Annotated in this window: 19 protein-coding genes and 1 tRNA gene; 10 read left to right on the forward strand and 10 right to left on the reverse strand. The window is 60.8% G+C overall.

All coding sequences use genetic code 11. The annotated features are described in order from the left end of the window. Positions 1-859 precede the first annotated feature (859 nt). The 4 genes from XI04_RS03845 (at position 860) to XI04_RS03860 (ending at position 4,699) form a co-directional block, all read left to right on the forward strand. Positions 860-2,422 carry a 2-isopropylmalate synthase gene (locus XI04_RS03845; RefSeq protein ID WP_028144432.1) on the forward strand — a complete coding sequence of 521 codons (1,563 nt, stop codon included), beginning with the start codon at positions 860-862 and terminating at the stop codon, positions 2,420-2,422. A gap of 222 nt (positions 2,423-2,644) precedes the next feature. Then, a complete protein-coding gene (locus XI04_RS03850; RefSeq protein ID WP_028144433.1) occupies positions 2,645-3,649 on the forward strand; it encodes a TRAP transporter substrate-binding protein in 1,005 nt (334 codons plus the stop codon). 209 nt (positions 3,650-3,858) lie between these two features. Then, on the forward strand, positions 3,859-4,467 hold the full coding sequence (locus XI04_RS03855) for a Spy/CpxP family protein refolding chaperone (protein ID WP_271623501.1): 609 nt from the start codon (positions 3,859-3,861) through the stop codon (positions 4,465-4,467). A 156-nt stretch (positions 4,468-4,623) separates the two neighbouring features. Beyond that, a tRNA-Lys gene (locus tag XI04_RS03860) sits at positions 4,624-4,699 on the forward strand. 171 nt (positions 4,700-4,870) lie between these two features. On the opposite strand, the gene XI04_RS03865 is transcribed toward XI04_RS03860, so the two are convergent. The 7 genes from XI04_RS03865 to XI04_RS03895 all read right to left on the reverse strand — a co-directional run bounded on the left by XI04_RS03865 (position 4,871) and on the right by XI04_RS03895 (position 14,369). Beyond that, positions 4,871-6,394 carry a hypothetical protein gene (locus XI04_RS03865; RefSeq protein WP_271596739.1) on the reverse strand — a complete coding sequence of 508 codons (1,524 nt, stop codon included), beginning with the start codon at positions 6,392-6,394 and terminating at the stop codon, positions 4,871-4,873. 925 nt (positions 6,395-7,319) lie between these two features. Further along, positions 7,320-8,066: an ABC transporter ATP-binding protein gene (locus XI04_RS03870; protein ID WP_271596738.1), complete on the reverse strand. Its 747-nt coding sequence runs from the start codon at positions 8,064-8,066 to the stop codon at positions 7,320-7,322. After that, entirely contained in the window at positions 8,047-9,852 is a 1,806-nt protein-coding gene (locus XI04_RS03875; protein ID WP_271596737.1) for a branched-chain amino acid ABC transporter ATP-binding protein/permease, read from the reverse strand. The genes XI04_RS03870 and XI04_RS03875 overlap by 20 nt, the downstream gene beginning before the upstream one ends. After that, positions 9,852-10,709: a branched-chain amino acid ABC transporter permease gene (locus XI04_RS03880; RefSeq protein ID WP_271623502.1), complete on the reverse strand. Its 858-nt coding sequence runs from the start codon at positions 10,707-10,709 to the stop codon at positions 9,852-9,854. Before XI04_RS03880 ends, XI04_RS03875 begins: the two co-directional genes overlap by 1 nt. Before the next feature lie 144 nt (positions 10,710-10,853). Next, on the reverse strand, positions 10,854-11,999 hold the full coding sequence (locus tag XI04_RS03885) for an ABC transporter substrate-binding protein (protein ID WP_271623503.1): 1,146 nt from the start codon (positions 11,997-11,999) through the stop codon (positions 10,854-10,856). Positions 12,000-12,150: 151 nt separating this feature from the next. Continuing rightward, positions 12,151-13,266 carry a mandelate racemase/muconate lactonizing enzyme family protein gene (locus XI04_RS03890; protein WP_271596734.1) on the reverse strand — a complete coding sequence of 372 codons (1,116 nt, stop codon included), beginning with the start codon at positions 13,264-13,266 and terminating at the stop codon, positions 12,151-12,153. Next, positions 13,248-14,369 (reverse strand): mandelate racemase/muconate lactonizing enzyme family protein, encoded by a 1,122-nt coding sequence (locus XI04_RS03895; protein WP_271596733.1) that lies wholly within the window; start codon positions 14,367-14,369, stop codon positions 13,248-13,250. The genes XI04_RS03890 and XI04_RS03895 overlap by 19 nt, the downstream gene beginning before the upstream one ends. Positions 14,370-14,467: 98 nt before the next feature. Here XI04_RS03895 and XI04_RS03900 point away from each other — a divergent pair, with 98 nt between their 5' ends. Then, entirely contained in the window at positions 14,468-15,379 is a 912-nt protein-coding gene (locus XI04_RS03900) for a LysR substrate-binding domain-containing protein (RefSeq protein WP_271596732.1), read from the forward strand. Between the two features lie 1,136 nt (positions 15,380-16,515). Here XI04_RS03900 and XI04_RS03905 read toward each other — a convergent pair. Both XI04_RS03905 and XI04_RS03910 read right to left on the reverse strand, forming a co-directional pair. Then, positions 16,516-16,722 carry a DUF2188 domain-containing protein gene (locus XI04_RS03905; protein WP_271596731.1) on the reverse strand — a complete coding sequence of 69 codons (207 nt, stop codon included), beginning with the start codon at positions 16,720-16,722 and terminating at the stop codon, positions 16,516-16,518. A gap of 23 nt (positions 16,723-16,745) precedes the next feature. Continuing rightward, positions 16,746-17,030 (reverse strand): DUF3892 domain-containing protein, encoded by a 285-nt coding sequence (locus tag XI04_RS03910; protein ID WP_271596730.1) that lies wholly within the window; start codon positions 17,028-17,030, stop codon positions 16,746-16,748. Positions 17,031-17,179: 149 nt separating this feature from the next. On the opposite strand from XI04_RS03910, the gene XI04_RS03915 reads away from it, so the two are divergent. From XI04_RS03915 to XI04_RS03935, 5 genes are all read left to right on the forward strand, one after another. Then, positions 17,180-17,752, forward strand: coding sequence for a hypothetical protein (locus tag XI04_RS03915; protein ID WP_271596729.1), 573 nt, complete (start codon positions 17,180-17,182; stop codon positions 17,750-17,752). Next, positions 17,739-18,143 carry a hypothetical protein gene (locus XI04_RS03920; protein WP_271596728.1) on the forward strand — a complete coding sequence of 135 codons (405 nt, stop codon included), beginning with the start codon at positions 17,739-17,741 and terminating at the stop codon, positions 18,141-18,143. Before XI04_RS03915 ends, XI04_RS03920 begins: the two co-directional genes overlap by 14 nt. After that, positions 18,136-18,909, forward strand: coding sequence for an ImmA/IrrE family metallo-endopeptidase (locus tag XI04_RS03925; RefSeq protein WP_271623504.1), 774 nt, complete (start codon positions 18,136-18,138; stop codon positions 18,907-18,909). The genes XI04_RS03920 and XI04_RS03925 overlap by 8 nt, the downstream gene beginning before the upstream one ends. A 131-nt stretch (positions 18,910-19,040) precedes the next feature. Next, the gene (locus tag XI04_RS03930; protein ID WP_271596726.1) at positions 19,041-19,592 is read left to right on the forward strand and encodes a hypothetical protein; all 552 of its coding nucleotides are present in this window, start codon (positions 19,041-19,043) and stop codon (positions 19,590-19,592) included. Positions 19,593-19,632: 40 nt separating this feature from the next. Continuing rightward, positions 19,633-20,373 (forward strand): hypothetical protein, encoded by a 741-nt coding sequence (locus XI04_RS03935; protein ID WP_271596725.1) that lies wholly within the window; start codon positions 19,633-19,635, stop codon positions 20,371-20,373. 25 nt (positions 20,374-20,398) lie between these two features. Here the strand turns inward: XI04_RS03935 and XI04_RS03940 are convergent, their stop codons facing one another. Further along, positions 20,399-24,805: an NACHT domain-containing protein gene (locus XI04_RS03940; protein WP_271623505.1), complete on the reverse strand. Its 4,407-nt coding sequence runs from the start codon at positions 24,803-24,805 to the stop codon at positions 20,399-20,401. Positions 24,806-24,880: the final 75 nt, after the last annotated feature.

Below are 24,880 nucleotides of genomic sequence, written 5' to 3' on the forward strand. Positions count from 1 at the left end.
GTATGCTGCTGTGCGGTTCTTTCTGCGTGTGCATTTCGCGCAGCGGACCGCGGGTGCGAGCGAGCACCCGGCCTTCCCTGCGCCCTCTTGGATTGGAGGGTGGAGAGACCAAGCAAAGCTCGGGCGAAATCCGCCGCGAGGACGCGAAGGTGTGTTTGCGAGCTGAGCTGCGTGCCACAAACTCGATATCGTAGGGTGGGCAAAGCGCAGCGTGCCCACCATCCTCGCACCGCGATTGAATTGGTGGGCACGGCGCTGTGCGCCTTTGCCCACCCTACGGCACTGCACGCTGGGATGTGCATTGGAGCATCGCAATGACGGTGTCGAGAAAGCGTGCGCCAGATTCCGCTCTCGTGCCCCGGACGCAGCGCAGCACGAAGTGGTGCGCTGCAGAGCCGGGGCCCATCCATCCGCATCGTGCCGTGCCGCCCCTGGGTCCCGGCTCTGCGCAGCAACGCTTCGCGTTGCAGCGCGTCCGGGACACGAGACCCTGCAACCAGGTCAGGTTCCCTGACCATCTTTTGGCGTTGCAGTTGCTGCTATTTCTCGTCTAGAAACGGGTCACTGAGCCTCCCGGCAACCAACCGTCAACGGTTTTGACCGAGGATTTGGGGCTCAAAAGGGTCTGGCAATGCTGATTCGCGGCCAAATTGATGGGATTTCGGGGGAGGTGGCTCTGGCCGCCGCCACGATCCCGGCCGCGCTGCTGCCCACCCTCCTTATTGGCGGCCTTCTTCTTACTTGCCCCTGAGGGCCGGCTGGGCGCGACGCGCCTGGGCACTCAGGGGTTGGTCGAGATCACCGGACACCTCAAGCGCCCAGCAGACTGACGGCGCAAAAGCTCAAAAGGAAATTTGCAATGGTCCCCGCGAACAAGTCCGACAAGGACCGCGTCATCATTTTCGACACCACCTTGCGCGACGGCGAGCAGTGCCCCGGCGCCACCATGACCTTCGAGGAGAAGCTCGAGGTCGCCGAGTTGCTGGACGATATGGGGGTCGACGTCATCGAAGCCGGCTTCCCGATCACCTCGCAGGGTGACTTCGAAGCTGTGAGCGAGATCGCCCGCCGCTCGAAGAATGCCGTCATCGCCGGCCTGTCCCGCGCCCATCCGGCCGACATCGACCGCTGCGCCGAAGCGGTGAAGTTCGCCAAGCGCGGCCGCGTCCACACTGTGATCGCGACCTCGCCGTTGCACATGCGGGTGAAGTTGAACAAGACGCCGGAAGAAGTGCTGGAGACCTCGGTCGCCATGGTCGCCCGCGCCCGCAACCAGATCGACGACGTCGAATGGTCGGCCGAGGACGGCACCCGCAGCGAGATGGACTACCTGTGCCGGATCGTCGAAGCCGTCATCAAGGCCGGCGCCACCACGGTGAACATCCCCGACACCGTCGGCTACACGGTGCCGGAGGAATACACCCACTTCATGAAGACGCTGATCGAGCGCGTGCCGAACTCGGACAAGGCCGTGTTCTCCGTGCACTGCCATAACGACCTCGGCATGGCGGTCGCGAACTCGCTGGCCGGCGTCGTCGGCGGCGCGCGCCAGGTCGAGTGCACCATCAACGGTATCGGCGAGCGCGCCGGCAACGCGGCGCTCGAAGAGATCGTGATGGCGATCAATGTCCGCAACGACAAATTCCCGTACTGGAACAAGATCGACACCACCCAGCTCACCCGGGCCTCCAAGGTGGTGTCGGCGGCTACCTCGTTTCCCGTCCAGTACAACAAGGCGATCGTCGGCCGGAACGCGTTCGCGCATGAGAGCGGCATCCACCAGGACGGCGTGCTGAAGGACGCCTCGACTTACGAGATCATGCGGCCCGAAATGGTCGGCCTGAAGCAGTCCTCGCTGGTGCTGGGCAAGCACTCCGGCCGCCATGCCTTCGTGCACAAGCTGGAGGAGATGGGCTACAAGCTCGGCCCGAACCAGCTGGAAGATGCGTTCACGCGGATGAAGGCGCTGGCCGACCGCAAGAAGGACATCTACGACGAGGACATCGAGGCGCTGGTCGACGAGGAGATGGCAGCGTCCCACGACCGCATCAAGCTGACCTCGCTGACCGTGATCGCCGGCACCCACGGTCCGCAGCGCGCGACCATGAAGCTGGACGTCGACGGCCAGATCAAGATCGAGGAAGCCGAGGGCAACGGTCCGGTCGATGCGGTGTTCAACTGCATCAAGCGCCTGGTCCCGCACGAGGCCAAGCTGGAGCTGTATCAGGTCCACGCGGTGACCGAAGGCACCGACGCGCAGGCGGAAGTCTCGGTGCGGCTGTCGCAGGAGGGGCGTGCGATGACGGCGCGCGCGGCGGATCCGGATACGCTGGTGGCTTCCGCCAAAGCCTATCTCGGCGCGCTCAACAAGATCGTCATGAAGCGCCAGCGCGACACCGTGACGACCGCGGCGGCGAGCTGACGAACATAGTTCGTCATTCCGGGGCGATGCGAGAGCATCGAACCCGGAATCTCGAGATTCCGGGTCTGGTCCTTCGGACCATCCCGGAATGACGGTATTTATGATGAATACCTGCCCTGCTAACGGCCAATAGCGGCTGCGTCTCCCAGCCGCTATTGATGCTGTCGGCAAAAGGATTGGCCGCCCGCGCGCGGGCGGCTTAGATAATAACAGGGAGAGATTATGCGCACCTTCGCGATCGCCGCGTCCATCGCGGCACTGGCACTCGGACTTGCCGGGCCGGCATCGGCGCAATCGCCGATCATCATCAAGTTCAGCCACGTCGTCGCCACCGACACGCCGAAGGGCAAGGGGGCGGAGAAGTTCAAGGAGCTCGCCGAGAAGTACACCGGCGGAAAGGTCAAGGTCGAGGTCTACCCGAACTCGACGCTGTACAAGGACAAGGAAGAGCTCGAGGCGCTTCAGCTCGGCAGCGTGCAGATGCTGGCGCCGTCGAACTCCAAGTTCGGACCGCTCGGCATTCGCGAGTTCGAGGTGTTCGATCTGCCCTACATCCTGCCCGACCTGAAGACGCTGCGGAAGGTGACGGAAGGCCCGCTCGGCACGCGGCTTCTCAAGCTGCTGGATGCCAAGGGCATCACCGGCCTTGCCTATTGGGACAACGGCTTCAAGCAGATGAGCGCCAACAAGAAGCTGATCGCGCCCGTCGACTATCAGGGCGTCAAGTTCCGCATCCAGTCCTCGCGCGTGCTGCAGGCCCAGTTCAAGGCGCTCAGCTCGCTGCCGCAGGTGATGGCGTTCTCGGAAGTCTACCAGGCGCTCCAGACCGGCGTGGTCGACGGCCAGGAGAACACCTGGTCGAACATCTATACCCAGAAGATGCACGAGGTGCAGAAGTACATCACCGAGACCAATCACGGCTACATCGGCTACGTCGTGATCGTGAACAAGAAGTTCTGGGACGATCTGCCGGCCGACATCCGCGAGCAGCTCACCAAGGCGATGAAGGAAGCGACCGACTTCAGCAACGCGCAGTCGCAGAAGGAAAACGACGACGCGCTCGCCGAGATCAAGAAGAGCGGCAAGAGCGAGATCATCAAGCTCACCGGCGAGCAGGACGAGGCGATGCGCAAGGCGATGGAGCCGGTCTACAAGGACGCCGCAGGCCGCATCGGCCAGCCGCTGATCGACGAATTCCTCAAGGAAGCCAAGAGCACCACGAATTGAGCGCGACGAACTGATCGTTTCGAACGATGAACGAAGGCTTCCGTGCGGTCTGCACGGAAGCCTTTTTGTTGCGAATGATGTCCGATTGCGGCTGGAGGTAAAATCGGGCGTTACAGTCCTGGTAAGGGCGCGCTTCCTGTCCAAGTTGTAAGTTGCGGGTCAGCCGCGTCGGGCCCATCTTCAGGGACATCCTTCCAGAGGAGGTCCGGATGAGGAAGTTCACCATCGCCGCCATCGCCGTGCTCAGCATCGCCGGCTCGGGCGCGGTCTATGCCCAATATCATCGTCCGTGGATGGAGCACATCCGCCACATCCGCATGAACCCGGAAGACCGCGCCGCTTTTGTCGACGCGCGGATCGCCGCCGTCCATGCCGGGCTGAAGCTCAACGCCGACCAGGAGAAGCTGTGGCCGCCGGTCGAGGCTGCGGTGCGCGAATTCGCCAAGCTGCGCATCGACCGCGCCAATGCGCGGATGAATGCCGGCCCCGGCGATGCCGGCAAGGACGCCGACAGGCCGGAGGATCCGGTCGCCCGCCTGCGCCAGCGCGCCGAGGACATGGGCGCGACCTCGGCGGCCCTGAAGAAGATCGCCGATGCCGCCGACCCGCTCTACAAGACCCTGGACGAGGGCCAGAAGCGGCGCCTCGCCGTGCTGACCCGCCACCGCGGCCCGGTCGGCGGCGGCGAAGACGGCCCGCACCGCCACTTCATGGAACGCGGCATGGACCGCATGATGGAGCGCGGCATGGAGCACTTCCATCGCGACCGTTTCGACCGCGACGGCGGTCCCGACCGGGATCGCGAGGGCCGGCTCTGAACGGGACTGGATTTTGCGACGATTGACCCTGAGAAGCCGCTGGAATCCAGCGGCTTTTCGCTTTCTGGGGACTGTGGAAAAACCTTCATTGCATCGCTTGCCAGACCCGGATCGCTTTGCTAAACGACCGACCTCGCAAGGCACTAGCCGCCTTTCGGGCGCATAGCTCAGTTGGTAGAGCAGCTGACTCTTAATCAGCGGGTCCCAGGTTCGAGCCCTGGTGCGCCCACCACCCTTAAGATATTGGCCCGCAAGGGCTTTTTTAAATTCCTCGGCAGAACAAACCGGGTCTCGTGCGACGCTTTTGATGGTCGTACGTCGCACGCCGTGCGACGAGTCGGATAATTAGGCGCGAACATCCGCCGCTGACACGCGCGGCCAAATGAGGCCCACGGGCCTGCGTTCAGCTCTTCATGCCTTCCTTTCGGACCTGCAATTCAAGCCTGTCGATACCGGAATCAGCCCGAGCCGCATTGCGGGCGCGGTAGTGCTTCACGATAGTCTGCGCGCTTCGATATGAATGCCCGGTGATGTCGCAAATCGTCAGCAAGTCGCAGCCAGCGCGATCGAGAAGCATGACGCAAGTATCGCGTAGGTCTTGGTCATGCTTTTGGTCGAGTTCCCCAGCGCCGTTGACGAACATTAGGGTGGGGCAAGGCTTCACGTGCCATGCTGTCTCGTCGCCATTGCTGTCGCGAGCGGTCTGCGCATCCAGCCATTCCGCTAATGCGCGCTTGCGCTGATCGACCGCTCGAGCGCGCTGCGCTTTATTTTCCTCGAGAGGGAACGGCGCGAAGAGCTTGTCGACATCCTTAATCAGTTCGGCGTTCAATCGTTCTGCGCGTACGATTGCCTGGCGCGCGTTGTCGCGCTTCAGAAAGCCGAATATAGCGACAGCTCGGGCGGTCGACACCCAGTGGCGGTAGGTACTCTCGTCATAAGGCTCGCCATTGTCCTCATTGACCACCAGCTCGGGTGGCACCCTATCCAGTTGAAGCCGAAGCTTTAGCTCCTTTACTCGTGCACGCGAGGCATTCAGCCGTGCGCTGAGTTGCGGCGCCTCTTTTATGTCGACAAGCTCGCCAGTTTTGCTCTGCCGGAACGCGTGGCGGCCCTCGACGTCGCTCTCATTGCGCATAATTAGACGATCGGTCTGGCGCTGCCCGGTGAACAATGCCAGGTGAAAGCTATCGCCGATCGAAGGCCGTTCGATCGCATCGGCTGCGGCGACCCACGCGGAAAATTCGGGCATCGTAACCTGCACGATGCGTCCCTCTGGATGATCGAACTCCATGCCTTCTCGCGGATTGGGCCCGAGACGCCACAGTGTGCTTTCCTGTCCCCAAGTGAATGCCGCCGAGAGCGTCGCTATCATCGAGAGCGCCATATGATGGCCGCGAGCCGATTTCGCATAGTTATAAAAGGCTCGGAACTCCGGCTTCCCGATTGATGTCGGAGTGGCAGTCGCGATCGCCTCGAGTGCTCGAACGGGCTCGGCTACGCCGAGCAGCTTGGCGGCACGGATTTCGGCACGCATCTTCGCCGCGGATTCGCGTGATTGCGGTCGGTACAAGATAGCGGAGATACATTTCTGATAGGAAGATTGCGAGGCGGACGACAACGCCTTGAACTCAACCGATTTGCTCCAATCGTCCAGAAGATCTTCGATCGTAGAACGCTTCCGGATCGTAATTTTCTTCGGCAGCTTGCCAGCACGGCGAGCCGCCTCGATTTCCGACTTTCGCTTGTCTGAAAAGTCTGATGCTTCTTGGAGATTGAACCACGCACCGACCGGACGGCCTTTTTCATCGTACGGCGGATGGCGCAAGTCGGCATCGACAAAGCCGAGAGCTCTGGCATAAGCGCCGTGCGACGACCGAGGGCGGCCATCACGCCACTTCACATGGGGAAACTTGGGATCGGCCATAAAGAGCCTCAGTGCCAGTAAGAGATGGCACCCATTGGAATCTAGCGCGATCTAGTCTGTCAAGAGTCGTGCTGGCCGTAAGCTCTCCGCAGCCGCTCGCGGTGATCCTCGTCGCTTGCCGCTGGCGGCGGCGCGAATGCGTCATTGGCAATCGTCTTTGGGCGCATAGGATGATGTCGGGTAAGCCAAGCATCGAAGCCGGTGCGTTCCCATTTCAGGGGTCCTCGCTCGCTGATCGGCGAAGGCAAGCCATCGCGCTCGTGCCTGAGGCGGCGCGTGCGATAGAATGTATCCAGAGAGACGCCGATCGCCGCCGCGACCTCGGTCGAGGAATAGGGTGGCTGCATGCTCTCGGGGCGCAAATGCACAATGCCTCGCCGCTCTTGGCCTTTTGACCGAAGTCTTGGTGAAGCACAATGAGCAGATAAGATTACAGGCGAAAAGCATTCCCCCTCGCGCGGAGGGAATTCGGCTTCTTTGGAGTACGAATGGGATGCCCCGGTGCTAACATGTTCGATGTTCGTCCGCCGCTTTCGGGGATTTGCGTAACTGGCGCGACGAACGAACCCGCGCATCACGAGGGGGCTGATTTCACTGGCCGGTCAGCGGACTCGAACGTGCAACCAGGCCGTTATGAGCGGCAGACCATCAATAAGCTTCGTTGATTTTGCTGCACTTTCTTTTGAATTTGATCGCGTTCGTCGTGGTTTGTTCACGTCGTTTCTGGTGCGAAACTGGTGCGGTCAGTGAGCTTCGGTAGGCACTTTACGCCGTTGGCGACGCAGTCTGTCCCATGATGGATTGGACCGGGGCAGCTCGAAACCTGAAAGCGAAAAAGCGCCGACGAGGCTTTGAGAGCGCAGCGTTGACGCCTAACTTCAGTTTGGCTTTACGGACGCGCAGCCGACCGGATCTGAAGCTTCCCTCATGCATGCAGCGCGGTGGCGTGGTCCCGGCCGAAATAGGCCCGTTCCAGGCGGCGCGGTAGATCGGCCTCGGTGGTTGCCGCTTGTAGAACTACACGTCCTTGGGCCAGCGCGCAAACTCGATCCGCAGCGGCAAGCGCCTTCTCGATCAGCTGTTCGACCAGCAGCACGGCGGTGCCGTTCGCGCGCAGCTTCGCCACCACCGCAAGCACGCGGTCGACAAGCACAGGAGAGAGGCCTGCTGATGGCTCGTCGAGCATCAGCAGGCGCGGCCGCCGCACCAGCCCCTGGGCCACCGTCAGCATCTGCTGCTGCCCGCCGCTCAGCGCGCCGCTGCGCTGATGGCGCTTTTCGGCAACCTCCGGAAAGAAGTTAAGCGCCTCCTCGACGCGGGCCATGCGCTCGCCACGCGGCAGGTCATATGCCGCGAGCAGCAGGTTGTCGGTGACCGATTGCTGGGTGAAGACGCGGTGACCCTCAATCACATGGGCAAGGCCAGCCCGCGCCGTCTCCTGCGGGCCCCAGCCCCGCAAGTCCTGGCCTGCGAAACGCACGGCGCCGGTCCACGGCAGCAGTCCGGAGACGGCGCGGAGAAGCGTGGTCTTGCCGCCGCCGTTAGGGCCGAGAAGGGCGACGACCTCGCCAGGGCCGATCGCAAGATCGATCCCGTGCAGCACGCGAATCTTGCCGTAGCCGGCTTCCAGACCTCGAATGTCGATCAGTGGTTCAGGCACCGAGATAGGCACTGATCACCTCCTTGTGCACGCGGATTTCGGCAGGCGTACCGTTCGCCAGCACGCGACCGAGATTGAGCACGGTAACCTCGTCGCAGATGTCGAAGATCAGGTCGGCGTGATGTTCCACTAGGAGAACGCCGGTGCCCTGGCGGCTGATCTCCTTGATCAACTGGCCGAGCCGCTCGATCTCATCCGTCGCAAGGCCTGCTGCCGGTTCGTCAAGCAGCAGGAAGGCGGGTTTCAGCATCAGCGCGCGCGCGATCTCCACGAAGCGCAGTTCGCTGTGTTGCAGCCGGTCGGCCCTTACATCGGCCAGTTCCTCCAGCCCTACTGCACGGAGCGCAAGTCGCGCGGCCACTTCCAGGCTCCGCTCACCCTGACGATGACGTGGCAGCGACATGAGCGTTTCCACGAAGGCCGATTGTCCCTCAATCCAGCCGCCGATCATCACATTGTCGATGACCGACGCCTCGCCGACAATCCGCGGCGTCTGGAACGTGCGGGCGATGCCGTGCCCGGCCCGAGTCTCGGGTGCGCCTCTCGCCAGAGGCGAGTTGAGCCTGACTTCGCCTTCCTGCGGCGCGTAGTAGCCGGAAATAACGTTCAGCGTTGTGGTCTTGCCGCTGCCGTTCGGGCCAATCAGACCGTGCACCTTACCAGGCTGGATGTTGAGGTCGAGACCGTCAATAGCGCGCACGCCGCCGAAGGTGAGCACGATGCCCTTCAGTGTCATGGGCCTGTCGGCTCCACTGCGTTTCAGGATCTCGCCGAGCAGGGTCGGCCGCGGCTTGATCGCCCGATCGCTTTGAAGCGGCTTGCGGTTCTTGAAGTCGAGGAGCGCGGCAATGCCACCGGGCATGGCGAGGACGATGATCAGGAGTAACGCGGCATAGAGAAAGGTGGACCATGCGGCGAGCGGAGCGGCGATCTCCGGCAGGATGGTGAGAATGATCGTGCCGATGAGCGGACCGAGAATGGAACCCCGGCCGCCGATCAGCACCGCGATAAAGAATAACAACGACAGTTCGAAAGTGAAAGCGTCCGGGGTGATATAAGTCTGGAGGCTTGCGAACAGGCCGCCTGCGACCGCCGCCACTGCGCCACTGAATAGAAAGATGGTGACGAACAGCTTCGGCTTGGAAATGCCGTTTGCCTCGGCCGCCACATCGGCGTCGCGCACGGCGATCAGCGCCCGGCCGAATCGGCTCTTGGCGACATTTGAGGTCGCCCAGGTAACCAGCGCAGCAAGGGCCAGGCAAAGATAGAGAAAGCCCCATGCGGTGTTGAACGGCGCTGGCATTTCCGGCCCGCTGATGCCGATCCCGCCGCCGGTGACGCCCTCCCAGGCCAGCGCCACCTGGGTCGCGATGGTTGCAAAGCCGAGTGTCGCCATGGCGAAATAAAACGTGCGTAGCCTTAGCGCCGGCAGGCCGACGACGACGCCGAACACTGCGCCTGCAACTGCGGCAACTGCCAGCGCCACGAAGGTCGGCAGGGGCGGCAACAAATTGCCGGCGGCGAGCACGCTCGTCGTATATGCGCCGAGCGTCAGGAGGGCGACATAGCCGATGGCCAGCTGGCCGGCGTAGCCAACGACCAGGTTGAGGCCCGAAACCAGAACCCAATAGATCGCCGCACGGGTGGTGATCAGTGCCCAATACTCGTTATCCGTAAGCGGCAGCAGCACCGCGAAGGTGAACAGGGCAATCAAAGGCAGGACCGTCGGCAAGACGACGCGCCAGCCGATATCGGCAGGCGCCTCCGAATGGATCGTTGGTTGACTTGTATCTGGCATTAGACTCTCCGCGCCGCAGGTGCGCCGAACAAGCCCTGCGGTGCCGCGAGCAGGACGACGATGAACAGCACGAAGACGGCAACCGAGGAGAAGATGCCGCCGACCAGGAAATTGGCGGCCTGCTGGAAGACGCCGAGGGCGAGCCCGCCGATGACCGCGCCGCGATTGTTGCCCAGGCCACCAAGTGCAACCGGCACGAAGCCGTAGAAGTTGAGGAGCGGACCGTTGGCAAAGAAGGCGAGCAACAATTGTCCGCCGGCGAAGCCCGCAAGCCCGCCGATGGCACCGGCGAGCGCATAGCTGGCGATTCTCAGATTGCGCTCGGGCAGGCCGAGCGCGCGGGCAGCGAAATTGTCCTCGGCGACGGCCAGGAAGGCGCGGCCGACCAAGGTCTTTCGGTAAAGAAGTTCGAGGCCGGCGATGGTTAGTCCGCAAGCAACGAGCGGGAGCCAGAACTTCTCGTCGAATGCGCCCGAGCCGAAGCCAAAGAGCTTCGGGAAAGGCTGCGGTTCGGTGCTCCATTCGATAGCCGTGACCTGCTGGATCATCAACGCCAGCGCCAGTGTGGAGAGCACATAGAGATGCTGTTCGAGGCTCTTCAAGACGGGACGCACCGCGACGATCTCGGTAACTACGCCGATCAGCGCGCAAGCGCCAAGCGATGCCAGCAAGCCGATCACCGGCGGCCAGCCGAGGCGCAGCATAAAGAGCGAGCCGAAGACGCCGCCGAGCATGCCGAGTTGGCCAGCGGTGAAGCTCATTACACGGGAGGTGGCGAACATCGTGTTGTAGGTGATCCCGATGAGAGCATAGATGGCGCCGACCGCCAGGCCGGACGCCAGGATTGAAGCGAGCATCATCACCTCACTAATACCGAGAAAGCGGGTCCCGCGGTCCGCGGCGCCGGCCGGTTGGGCGCCATTGACTTGGAGCGGTCGAAGTCTTGAAGAGATCGTGGGGATCGCATCCGGCGCGGTGTCGGATGCACGAAACCCAAGTCATCACCGTCCGCCAGAATAGCCGGGCGCCAGCGCGAAGGCGCCGTTCTTGGCCGAACTTGCTGCCGACATCACCACATCTGCGGTCGGATAGCCGTTGTGCTGAGTTGGGCTATAGCTGTAGTCGCCAAAATAGCCGTTATATTTCGAAAGACTGTTCCAGTAGCCGGTGATCGCCTCGCTCGAAGAGGATCCGCTCGCCTCCACCGCCTTGGCCACCAATTCGATGGCGTCGATGCCGCAAGCGACCCACCAGAGCAGCGTGTCCGAAAGGTTCACCTTTCCCGCGAGCCGCTCGACCAGTTCCTGGTTGCGCCCTTGCAGCTTGCCGTCGGCGCCGTAGCTGCAGCTGCGATAGCCGACGGCATAAACCTTGTCCCAATTGGCCGGCTTGTCGATAAGGCTTCCAATTTCCCCGGAAGAGAGCGACGGGTGTCCGACAAAGGGAACGTCCCAGCCCATGGCTGCGCGTGTGTTCATCATACGCGCTTCCATGCCAGTGGAGACGCTCCAGATCACGATCGCCTCCGCCCCGGCATTGCGGGCACGCAACAGGTCGGGTGTCAGGTCCGGCTGGGTGGCGTCAATATTGGCCTGATAGACCACCTCGGCGCCGTCGTTCTTGAATCCGGCGACCGACGCCTTGACCGCCGAGACACCATAGCCGGTCGTGTCGCCGATCACCGCCACTTTCTTCAGCTTGAGGATAGCCAGGCAATAGTTGCGTACCGCGTCGTCCCACTGGGTATTGGACGGCGCGATGCGAAACGCGTTGGGGAATTTCTGGACGTCGATCAGGCTGTCGACCACGCAGGGGTGGATATTGGGCATCTTGGCGCGCGCCATGATCGGAGTCACCGCCAGCGACTCGCCGGAATTCGTCGGGCCCCAGATCGCGTGGACGCGAGCCTGGCTGATCATCTCCTGGGTGGCATTCACCGCCTTCGTCGGGTCGCCCTGGGTGTCGCGGGTTATCAGTTCCACCTTGCGCCCCTTGACGCCGCCGGCGCCGTTGATGGATTCGGTTGCAAAGATGACGCCGCGGTTGAAGCCGACGCCGGGCGCCGAACTCGGGCCAGTGAGTGCGGCCAGCCAGCCGATCTTGATCGGCTCGTTCTGGGCAATGGCCGGACGGGCGAGACCGACCACAGAAGCGCCCATTGCGGCCTTGGTGAATCGACGACGACTGATAATCATTTCGTTCTCCCTGTTATTGTATTCACCGCTCGTCGGTTGCGAGCTTCGGCTTGTCCCTGTCGTATTATTCCTGCAAAGGCTTCGTATCGCCGGAACCTGTCGCTCACGCGCCTTGCAGGCTTGAGGTTCTCAAATGTCCGATGTAGTCGCGGTTGAAGGTGAAGCCCCAGCCGGGCCGCTCGGGCACGATGGCGCAGCCATCGGCAAAGCTCAGCCGTTCATTGTAGAGCGGCGAGAACCAGGGCATGTATTCAAGGAACACGGCATTGGACAGCGCGCCGAGTGCCTGGATGCTTGTCTCAGGGAACAAGTGGCTCGACACCGCCACGTCGTGGCTCTCCGCCATATGGCCGACCCGTATGAATTCGCTCAAACCCCCAACCCTTTGCATGTCGGGCATCAGGATGTCAGCCGAGCGCAACTCCAGCATGCGGCGGAAACCGTAGCGGGTATATTCCGTCTCGCCCGATGCGATCGGCGTGTCGAGCGCGGCTGAGACACGGGCGAGGCCTTCCAGATCCCAGGCCGGTAGCGGTTCCTCGAACCAGGTGAGATCGAATTCCTCCAGCATTCGGCCGAGCCGGATCGCTTGTGCTTCGTTAAGGCCCTGGTTCGCATCGGCCATCAGCTTAATCTTCGGGCCGATCGCCTGACGTACGGCTCGAACGCGGGCGATATCTTCTTTCGGGTCAGCATGGCCGAGCCGCATTTTCATTGCGCCAAAACCTTCGGCCGCGAAGCGGCCTGCTTCCTCGACCAACTCGTCGGTGGCGAGCGACAGCCAGAGTCCGCCGCTGTGATAGACCGGCACGCGGTCCTGGGCGCCGCCCAGTATGCGGTAGAGCGGCAGGCCCGCGGCCTTTCCTGCAAGATCCCAGAGCGCGCCGTCCAGGGCCGAGATGCCGACGACGGGGACCCCCTTGTGGCCGAGGAAATTGATGTCCTTCCAGGCGCGCGCCCAAAAATTCGCGATATGTCCGGCGTCGCGCCCGATAATGAGATCGGCGAGTTCATCGACCATCTGGCGCAGCACGGCGGTGCGCCGGTTGTTCAGCGTGAAGATCAGATTCTCGCCGGTCAGGCCTTCATCCGTCCTGACCGTGACCAGCACGCAGCCGAAATCGCGGATCTGGCCCAGGGCGCTGCCGATCGGCGACGGCAGGGTTACGAGAACGACTTCTGTCTCGACTTTGAGAACCTTCATGAGTGTGCCCGCCATTCATTGCGTATGGTTTCGCCAACGCGGTAACGCCGGAGCACGTCCAGATCCGGTTCACAGCCGAGCCCGGGACCATGAGGCAGGTTGAGTTTGCCGTCCTTGGCGCGCACCCACGGGTCGAACGGATTGGCCTCCATCTCGAGCCAGAGCACTTCGATGAACGGCTTTTCCATGCGCGCGGCAGCGATATGCAGAGTGGCGACGAAGCCCGGACCGAAATAGGGACTATGCGGAGCAACCGCCACGCCATGGGTCTCGCACAAGTCGAAAACCCTGAGCATCTCGCCGATACCGCCCACCTTGGTGACGCTAGGCTGCGCGATGTCGATGGCTCCAGCCTCGATCAGCGACTTGAAACCGAACACCCCGGCGACATTCTCACCGGCCGAAATGGGGATGCCATGGGCACGGATGCTGGCGAGCCCATGCACGTCCTCCGGTGGCCACACCGGCTCTTCCAGCCAGTAGAGCCCATCACCGGCCAGCGAGGCGGCCATTTCACGCGCCACCTGCGGCGACCAGGCACAATTAACGTCAAGCATGATCGCGGCATCGCTCGCGACGCGCTGCGCGGCGAGCACTGCCGGCCTGGTCACCTCATGCAGCTTGATGAAGCGATAGCCGGCGGCGCATGCATCCGCCGTGTTCTTGGACACCAAGGCGTCGTCCCCATAGTTCAAGAGGCTAGCATAGCCGTCCATCGGCCCTGGATCGCGCCCGCAGAGCAAACGATAGAGCGGTTGGCTCGCGCGCTTTCCCGCGAGGTCCCAAAGTGCGATCTCGATGCCGGACCAGCCATACAGAAAGGAGCCGTTGCGGCCGAGCAGATGCAGCGCATGTGAGATTTGGCGTGACAAGCCGTTGATGTCCCCGGCATCCCGCCCGAGTACCAGCGGCGCTACGATGGTGTCGATCGCCGTTTTGGTGACGGGAATGGCGGCATGGCCGAAAGCCTCCCCCCAGCCGGAGCGACCGTCCTCGGTCTCTACCTTGACAATAAGCACGTCGAGCGTCGTCCAGGGCTTGCCGGCAAAAGCGGGCTTCGGGCCGCCCATGTCGAAGGGCAGCGCCACAACGCAGGTCTCAACCGCGGTAATCTTCATGGCTGGTCAGCGTTTCCTCAGGGTTCTTGACCGGCACGCTAGGCATCCCCCGAAATAAGTTCAATTGCGCCTGACTTAATTCTGTATAAGGCAAACTGATGTCACTCAGTCTGCGCCAGCTTCAAGTCGTCCACGCCGTCAGCCGCAGCGGCTCGGTAATGGCGGCTGCGGACGCGCTCGGAATCTCGCAGCCCGCGGTGAGCATGATGCTGAGGGACTGCGCCCGGATCGCCGGCTTTCCCCTGTTCCTGAGAAAGCAAGGGCGGTTGCAGCCGACGGCCGAGACCAAGCTCTTGCTCCCCGACCTCGAACGGGTGTTCGACGGCGTCGACCGCATCGGGCGGCTAATCGAAGACATGGGCGACGCCCATGTCGGCACCATTCAGATCGCCGCGACCGCAACGCTCGCGGACAATATCCTGCCCGTGGCGATCGCCGCGTTTCAGCAGGCGCGGCCGCGCATTCATATCGTGGTGCGCAGCACCGATAGCCCGAGCGTCATCGCGAGCGTCCTGCGCGAGGAGGTCGACCTGGGTCTCGTCCTGTCGCCGCTCATCCATCACGACGCGCTCGCGCTCGATCTTTGCATCGCCGACCTCGTTGCCATTGTCCATCCAGGCCACGAACTCGCCCGCCGCGAGGTGGTCGAGCCATGCGATATGGAGCGCTTTCCGCTGATCTCATTCAGCCGCAGCCAGCCGCTCGGCACGTTGGTCGAGCAGGCCTTTCGGGAGGCCGGCGTACCCCGTCGCATCGCTCTCGAGGTCAACCAGTCGTCAGTCGCCTGTTCGCTGGCGCGAGCGGGCGCCGGTATCGCGGTGATTGACCCGTTCTGGATAATCGAAGCACGCGAGCATGGCGTCGTCTGTCTGAAATTCCGGCCAAAGACGCCGGTCACCGCCCAGGTTCTGGTCAACAAGAGCACGCCCCTGTCGCGGTCTGCGCGTCACTTCCTCGTCACGCTACGCCAAACGGCGCGGTCCCTGCCGCATCAGGGTGCGCTGCGGTGACGATCAGCTGCTGAAATTCGGCCAGGGCTCCATCGCAGACTTTCCTCACGATATCTCAAGCAGAATCGATTTTCCCTCTCAAGGCTGAAACAGGGGTTCGATTCCCCTAGGGAGCGCCAGTAATTTCAACGCCTTAGAACTTTCATCGAAAAGTCGTCGAATATCCGTTGAATAAGCGGCCGACGAACATTGGCGAACTCCGCCACACCAATTCACGGATCCGACCACGCACAGGTTCGCGCGCACGATCCGACAGCTCCGTTCGCAATTTCGAGCGACGGTGATAGCCGCAACGATGCAATCCGCCTCTAAGCACACGAAGTGCTCGCACCTACTTGGCTGCGCTCCACGTGTTGAATGCGCGATGTTTACGGTGCGCAAATGCAAATGAAGTCCGCATCTTCGGCGGTGCAACCTGAGTTCGGACTAGGTCCAGAAGAAGACCGCACCTGCGACAGCGATCGCGAACACCATTTTGTTAGGCTCGACGATTCTGGTTTGCTGGCGCCTCGCCGGTGAAGGTCGACCGCGACCCGGATTCATTTGTGATCGCATCACGCAGCGCGGGCGACTAAGTAGGACCTCGGTGATCCACCGCAGGAGACGGCTCACTCGCATGTCATCACCGTACACAGGAAGACAGGGACTTCTTAGAATGAATTTGTAACGCGCGAGCAGTAGGACTCGAGCCTGCACTTAGATCGTTATGAGCGGCGGACTATCTGACGGCTTTGTTGATTTTGCTGCATTTTCGTTCGAATTTGATCTCGTTGGTGGCGTTTCGTAAGCGCTGTTTCTGGTGCGAAACTGGTGCGGTTGAGGCTCGAGGTTCAGATGCCTAACTTGAGGTCGCTGGCTCAAGTCCGGCCTCCCGCAACCAACAATCCGAGATAAGGCGTCGAAAGTCCTCAACGCAGCGGATTTTGATTCCACCAGGCGTAGGTTCGAATCCTGCCGCCCCAACCACCAAAACATCTTAAGACCTCTGATTTCATCGCAAAATTTGCGATTTAGTCTCAGAGATTCCGGCGTGACGTGGTTCGCAAGAATTTCCGTTTAATTTCAACGATTACCAAGCACTCACGGCGGCTCCACGCAGCATGGACGCAGCATGGAGACGTGCGCGCTCGGTGCTGCTAGGGCTTGCGCCAGCGGTCGGGTCGACCGGCGTTCGTATGCCGCGCCCGCTCGACTAGCGGCTCATGACCAGGCTCGAGTTCGCGGGCGCGGTCAATGGCTTCGCGCTGCGTCTCCAGCACATCGCTGGCACGCTCCGAACCTCCGCGTCGTACGGCGTAGTCGCCTTGCGGACGCCGCTCCACAAAGAGCTGTTTCTTGCTCATAAGCTTTCCTAATCCCTAGTCCTTCAGAGGGGGCACTGATCCATCGCCAGCAGGTTGTCGTTCCAGACGCCGTCGGCGTAGGTGCGCACGTAGGCGGGTCGCCCTTGGGGCCGTACGACGCCGATATCGGCGCGTTTGCCGGTGCGCGGATCGCGCGTGTAGAAGGTGTTGGTCTTCGCTTCGATGCTGGCGATGACCCGCTCCCGAGACCACTTCCAATTCTCCCGCGGATTTCCGAGCTCCGTGATGTGCTCATGGGGGCTGTTCGGGTGCGGTTTGGTGATGCAAGTAACAAGAACGTCGGCCATTCAATTTCCCTTTTGGGTTGCGGCACCTAATTGTGCTCTAATGACCTATGCTGGGCGGATAGGGCTCCGCCGACATTTGACGAAAATAAATTTCGGGCGTGTCCGCGACAGCGTCCGGCCGCCGCATAAGGGTTTGAGGGGGCGAACGCTTGCCTGCTGAGACCGAGAAGACATTCCGACCGCGCGCCGAGATTGAGGCCACCATCAAGGGCTTCTCCACGGCCGAATGGGCACGTCTTCACAAGGTCGGCAGGATCTTTGCCTCGGGTACCGATTGGGACTTTGAGGACTTAATCCAGGAGGCGCAGCTGCGGACCCTCCGGGGAACGCGCAATTGCCCGGTAGACGTGGACGTCATGAAGCACTTAATTGACACGATGAGCAGCATCGCCGACAGCGAGCGAAAGAAGCCTCGCAATCAGATGCCGCACGTGGCGATCCTGCAAGGTGCCGCCGAAGCCGACGCCGAGGACCCCGCATCCCCCGATTGGTCGGCCGAGGACAATGCGGTATTCGAAGGGGAGTACAAGGAGCTACTTGCCCTTTTCGACGACGATGAAAAGGGCCGTGAGCTGGCGGAGGGCATTGTGGCCGGCTTTGGTACTGACGACCTCAAGGAGCTGACGGGTCTGCAGGGCACAGCCTACGACAGCAAACGCACGCTGGTGCGGCGCCGCTTCCTGAAATTTGTTGCGGGACGGAGGGAAGATGTCCGATCCTGATGACACCAAAGCGAGGCTCCGCCGGTTGAAGCTGGCCATGGTCGACGACCTGCTGAAGGCGTCCGACCAGGAAGTTCTGGCTCAGTTCACGGAAGACTTTGGCTCAGCCGAAGCGAACGCGAAGCACATGCGCGAGGCTTTCGAGAAAACCATTCTGCTCGCAAATAAAGATCGTCTTCATGCCGCACGTGCCGGTGTTGCGGCTAGTAAGGCTCCGAGCCCGGCACCTGCCATTCCCATCGCCGAAGCCCGTGCGCGTCTGCGCCAAGTCATGGCGGCTCATGCTGATGATAAGACTTTTACCCTGGCGGCCCGGAAAGAAAGCGAACTCACGGACGCTGACGTACTCGACATGCTCGAAGCCATGCGCGACCTCGGCCTGATTGAATGAGGACAGCACCGTGACGCCGGCGGAAATGCTTCTCCAGGAGCTTGGCGTCACCGACCCGGGCGAAATTGATCTCGAAGCCATTGCCCATTACGTGGGGGCCCGGGTTCGCTATCGCGCGTTGTGCGGCTGTGAAGCCCATATTCTCGGATGCAATGGCGCCGCCGTTATCACGGTCAAGAACGATAGCTCCCCGCGCCGCAAGCGATTTTCCATCGCGCATGAGCTAGGCCATTGGCGCTTTCATCGCGGCAAGACGCTTGTCTGTCGCGTCGATGACTACAAGCCGCGTGATGCGCTATCGCCTGAGAAGGTGGCGGATAGCTACGCGGCAGACCTCTTGATGCCCAGATACCTCTTTCAACCTCGAGCACGCGGCCTTGGCAAACTGACTTTTGATATGGTCGACAAGTTGGGCGGAACCTTCAAGACAAGCCTGACCGCAACATCGATCCGCCTCATTGACCTCGATTACGTGCCAGCTTTCGTCATCTGTCACGGCCCCCGTGGTCGTAAGTGGTTCGCGAGAGCGCCCTGCGTGCCGCGTCACTGGTTTCCACGTGAAGACCTCGACCCGGATAGCTTTGCCTTCGGCGTCCAGTTTGGCCGTCGTCCGGATGATCCAGCCCCCCGCAAGATTGACGCCGACGCCTGGTTTGACCGGTCCGACGCTTCCCGGTTTGTGGTGCGAGAGCAAACGGTCCGTACCGGCGAGGATGAAACGCTTACTTTGGTGCTCGTCGATGATGAGCGGATGCTCGCAGATTAGAGCCGCGTGTGCTTCCAGCTGGCAGCTGCAAGTTCGCGACACACGGCGAGGGTTCGATGACAGCGATCGCGCGATCATCCGGGTGATGGGCATTTCACGGCAATAAAGCGATAACGATGAGGAGATAGCGTTTGGACATTGTTTCATCAGCGGTTACTGGCGCGCTTCGAATTGGAGTCCAAGTTGTCATCGCACGGCGGCGGCCCGTCTTGGAAATCCTCTACCATCTTCACAATGACTACAGGCCTCACGGGCAAGACCATCACTTCCAGCATGTCTTCGTGAGCCTTTTTCTCGTTAACATGGGAGGTGCCAGAGCCGAGAATATAACCTTCCAAACCAGCGGCGAATTCCGTCGCGAGTTGTTTAAGGGAGGGGAGCCAGCATTGCTAAAATCAACAATCGAGCAAATGGCGCCGGGACAGACCCACTATCTCATGAGAATTGAGAAAGGCGATTTGCACGAATGGTTGCAGGACGAAAAGCATCCCACGGCCAAGACGATGGGCAAACTTAAGACGACGAGCCTTGGCATCACTGTGTGCTATGATGCTGAAAGAACCATCATAAGCCGACTGCTTAGACTCGTTCGATCATGGCGTGGCCTTAAGCAGTATGAGACGAAGTTCATATTCAACCCGCAGAATTTCGCGGGCGACCTGCCGCCACCCAATTACCTTTGAGCCGACTGTGAGAAGAAGCGTTCACGGATAAGGTTTGCTTATGCGGGTATCGTTCGACAGCAATGCTTGGGAAAAAATATTCGATCCAGCAGACCGCGATTGGACCTCAATTCGTACGGCGCTAGCGAAAAACCAGATCGCGGGATTCATAAGTGAAGCGGGCTTTCGGATCGAAGCAATCCGAAAGAGCGAACGCACGTCCTATTTCGCCGAGCCCGCAATGCAGGTGCAGTTCTCCATAGTTGAGAGGGACGGCAAGCCTAGTATCCAGATGACAATGGGTCCCGATGACGCCCGACATCCAGGCCTGCACGAGATCCAATCGGCAAAGCTAAAAAGTGCGCTCGACGCAGGTATCAGGCTTATGCGAACCGCATCATGGCTCGGATTGCCTAGCCCGGCGGAGATTGGCGACCCGGCGCTCTTTGCGCATATGGCGCACGGAGACAGCGAGCGCGAGCAACGCCAGATTGATGCCTTGGCACGCATTGAAGCTCAGGGCGTGGGTAGGGCTGCGTTCGATGCCGCTGGTGGGTGGCAGGGGGCCGGCGGAGTGCTCCAGAACGAAAAGAGGTCTCGTAAGGCTTGTGCCGAATGGGCGGACGGAGAGCTCGTCGCTGCCCACATAGCCTATCGAAACGATATTCTCTGCACCAATGATCAAGCCCACGCCGCAGGCCGATCCATTCTTGATCCGACAAACCGAGCCTGGCTCACGACGGAGTTTGGAATTCAATTTGCAACGCTGGATGAGCTTCTAGGTCAGATTAGCGCGACGTGAGCGTTTTCGCCGCAACGATTGCTAGTTACGAAGTCTTCGCTTCGGGAGGCCATGGACGCTCGGACATGACATCTGGGTGCCGACCGTCGTCGGCGGCAATGCCGTGTTCATCCCTAAGCTCATCGATCTCTTTCAGGCATCTTCTCGCTATGGCGGCCTCAGCAGGCGTGCCATCCAACATGCCAAAAAGCGCCTTACGCAATTCGCCTACCGGAGCGGGGTAGACATTATAAGCGTTGGAGTCTTCTCCAATGGGCACTTTTTCCGTCGCTACGGCTTCCAGGGCTCGGTGCATCTGACCGTCGTAAGACTGTTTGGTCGCAGCGTACTTCTTCACCATGGCAACGATGTCGTTCTCTCCCGCCGCCTCGCCGAAGAATTGTTCGAGCACTTTACGGCCTGGGCCATCGCCAATGGTTTCGTATCGCTTCTGCAACTCGGAGTTCAGTTCTGGGGATCTTTGAGCATAGGCCGCGAGCTGGCGTCCGATATGCCACGCGTCGACGCCGTTGGGGCCGCGACCGAACATGCCATCATTATAGAGATCCAGATAGAGCAGCACGGACGCAACAGCGCCCCGCTCCAAGAAGGCCCGCATCCATGTGTGGTCATCCGCGATGTCTCTGTGTTCCCGGGCGAGACGCAACAGCAATTCATCTCCCAGTGGGCCAGGTATCGCGGCAACAGCGGTCAAGACGCGTTCCCACCGCTTTGCCCAGTCGCGACCGTAGAAAGCTTTTACCTTGACCAAGCCCTCAAAAACGGCCTCAGGCTGGGTTGAGAACGGTAGGAGCTCCAGCCATGGTTCAATTTCCCAGGTCTCCTGCCGCTTATGCCAAGCGTTGGGATCTTGATTGGCGGCCGAAAGCCAATCGTTGATAGCCCGCGTGAGGAGGTCCGCATCTATGATCTGTCCATCAAGGACCATGGCAGCGAGAAGCATGGGCTTCGTTGCCAAAGGTTGCGGCAGAGCGACAACGCGGGCGACGAGATCGTCACGGTCGCCATGGGGCATGCCTAAGCCAACGCGCATCAGGTTGATCGCAAGTAGCTGATCTTCCTTTTCCCTCTCCGGTCTCGCCAACCGGTCTATGGCCGCGAAGATCGGCGCCGCGAGGGCATTTGCGGGCGCTGGACGAGGCGAAGCAGCCCGGGCCTTTCGGGCGGCATCGACTCCATCGAACCAGGGCCATCGACGGTTAAAACTCGGTGCGGGCACGTTCAACTGCCGATCGGATATTGACTTGAGGATCAACGCCGCCGAAATGCCAAAGTCCCTGTCCTCGAGGTATTGCGCTGCGACCCTAGCTACTGCGTCCCCGCCGATGCGGATGAATGAGGACCTGTACTGAATGTCGTAGATCATACTCGCGTCTGACGATGCTACGATGTCACCGCGCCTCAAAGCGTCAGCGCGACCCGCTCGCGCGTTTCTTAGCCGCAATAAGTCTTCGTCCAAAAGGCGCTTTAGTTCGGGAACAAGCTCATCAAAGCCCAGACGGCCGATGGCACTCGCTACGTGACTAAGCTCGCGCCGACCTCCCGCAGGTATTGCAAGCACTGTACCTGCCCAGCGTCGCAGAAGTTCGATCCAAGCGCCACGGCTGGTTGGATCAATCACTAGCGGCTTGTCGCCACCTCTGTCGTGAACGCCATGATGGGCGACAAGCGACGCCAATGCATCAACAACATTGGGGTCATCTGACTCGCCCTTGCGCAGAACGGCGGCAGCGAAGATCGCCGGGCGTGTGCAATGGAGCCTGGATTCAATACAAATATATTCATCCGAAAGCGCCCGGTTGGACCGGTCCTCGTGCAACGCTTTTGCAGCTGATAGGAACTTATCGATAAGCGCTTCGATTGTTGTTTGGCCCACCAATGCGGCTGCGGCGTTGATTTTGCGGTCGTCGTGATCGGTATTGAGGACGGCATCGACGATAGGCCCAGTATCGATAACATCCAGCTTTAACAGGACATCGTCGGCGTGAAGTGGCATATCATAGCCCGCCGCCAATCGTTGACGCAGTCCTTCGAGTAGAGCGGCAGGTGCGGCTCGTTGTGCAAGATATAGCCAGCTGCTCTGCGGATTGTTGGTCACAAACTGTTGATCCGCAATCGCCGCGGCAATCGCCGTGTCGCGTCCTGGCACGTCGGCCGATTGTTGAAACAGAAGGCCCAGCCGCTGAGACGGATCGGTCGTCGTACCAACGAGCCTTGACTGAATCTCTTGCAGTCTTTTCGCAACGGCGTCGTCCCTGATCTCCCTCGCATACCCGGCTCTCGCGATCAACTCCCACGTCTCATCATGCGCGGATGATAGCAGATCAGCGACGTGATGATCGGCCCGTCGAAATTGAAGGTTCTGAACGACCTCGGCTTGCACTTTGGAGCTTGAATCAGCCTTAGCGAGCTCCACCGCCAGATCCATTCCATCCAACCCGCTCTCTCCCGCGATCATCGAGAGCAGTTGTTCTCGCGTTTCCTCGGCTAATCCCGCAAGCTTTGCCTGAAGATCGTCGCCGAGGACCCGCGGACGAAAGTACGGTGCCCCGCGCAGCGTCGGAATCTGTATCTGTCTGTCGCTGCTTGACGCGAGGGGCCAAACCTGTGCGGCAAATTCAGGTCGGCCAGTCATGATCATAAAGCGAACGGCACGGTCTGCTTTGCCTGCCTGGTGCCAACGCGCAGCGAACGCGATGATATCGTCTCGCACGAGATCCCAAACTGCGGGTGCGGCGCGGAAGATCATCTCGGCCGCTAGCATCGGATCGATAGGCAAGGCGAGACGTACGGCATGAGCGACGACTTCCGCGCCGTTACTCTCTCGCGATAGCCGTTCGGTTGCGAACAAGACTGACTCTTCCCACGAAGGGCGGTCGAGGACGGATGCACGCAATTCTACGCGGGCGCCTGCATCACCGTTTGCCGCCGCCTTCATCAACTCGACAACCCGGCGGCTCGCATACCATTCCTGAAATTGCTGATGTTGGAACGCAACACCGTCTCCAGAGCGCATCAACAGGTGGTGGCTCGTCAAGGCCTCCAGGACTGCACTCGGCTCAAATGGAGCCGCAATTTGGCCCCTCTCTCGCAGTCCTGCGCTCGCATCTGCCACGAAACGACGCGCATCGGCCTCAGGCAGAGTCGTTGGACCCAGTGCGTTTAAACGACATGCCAAATCTGTCAGAATCTCCGTGTGGCAACCAAGGAGCGCAAACTGCAGCGCGTCGGCGTGTTCGGGCGCCCTCTCGTGTTGCTCCACGAACAAACGAAGCACGGCTTCCTTGGTGTCTGGGGGTGCGCCTTTCGATCCGACCGCGAGCAAGGATGTCAGATAAAGGGGAATCGCGATCAGTGAGCGAACGCCTGGGGTGCGCCATGCATTGTCGACGATCTTCTCGCCGACTGGACCATACAGTGCTGCAGCAATGGCGAGTTGTTGATCCTCGGAGAGTAGGTCGATCTCGACGCGAGGGCCCATTATCGGCACGTCAAGCGCTTGCTGTCGCGTCGTTACGATGATGCGAACGTCGGGCCAGTTACGACGGATCTGCCCCACTTCGACCCGCAGGCGTTTGTGAGCGTCTAAGTCGAGTTCATTCCAGCCGTCGAGTAGGAGTAGTAGTCGGCCGCGCGCGGCCAATGCGTTTATGTCTTCAGCGCTGATGTTTCGGAAAGCGGCGCGATGATGCAAGCTTGCGAGAAGCCCGATTTGGCCGGCAGCCCAGTCGCCCAATCTAAAATACAGCGGCACAAGAGAATTCGCCGTAAGCGCGTGCTTCGCCAGCTGGAAAATCGTCGTCGTCTTACCTGTCCCTGGCGACGCCACTATCGTGACTTCGGGAGCAGCTTCAACAGCCAGTGGCAATCTGCTGATGTTGAAGGAAGGCGTCTCCATGTCGCCCACTATTCCAAGCGACAGTTCGACGGAATCGCGCTCCCACATTGTCCCGCGCGTGCGCGAGGATATATCCATGTTCGCTGCAGCGCGGACCCTGTCAAAGATCGCAATAAATTCAGCATCAGCTTGATCCGTGTCGGCCACGATGGCGGCCTCAATCCGGGCAGGCTCCGCAAAGACCGTACTTGGAGACACCAGTTCACGGAATGCCTGCGTCTGTGCGTCTCGCTTCCATTTAACGAGAGTCTCGACTGGGAAACTCTTCGGATCGGCATCAACCATCCGTCCACAATTCTGGCAAAGCCAGATGCCATTTTCCTTGCTGCGCCGCTCCTCTTGCGTCTGCGCTGCATCGTAGCGAGGACCGCCCGGTGAAGCCGCGCAAATATGAGCCGCGACACCCAGCACCAGGGTCCCGTCCTGAGCAGCATTGGCACTGACGGTTGGTCTGCGGCATTCAGGGTTCGAGCATCGATAACCCACGCCTTTGGCAATTTCCGCAATCGTCTGCCTTGTGAAATCGTCCCGCACGTGCCGTCCAAGATTTTGGGGCTAATCCTCAAAGAATCCCTGACAAAGCAATAGCATAAGTACCTGTGGTTGCAC

The sequence above is a fragment of the Bradyrhizobium sp. CCBAU 11430 genome (assembly GCF_028128855.1).
Classification (GTDB): domain Bacteria; phylum Pseudomonadota; class Alphaproteobacteria; order Rhizobiales; family Xanthobacteraceae; genus Bradyrhizobium; species Bradyrhizobium ottawaense.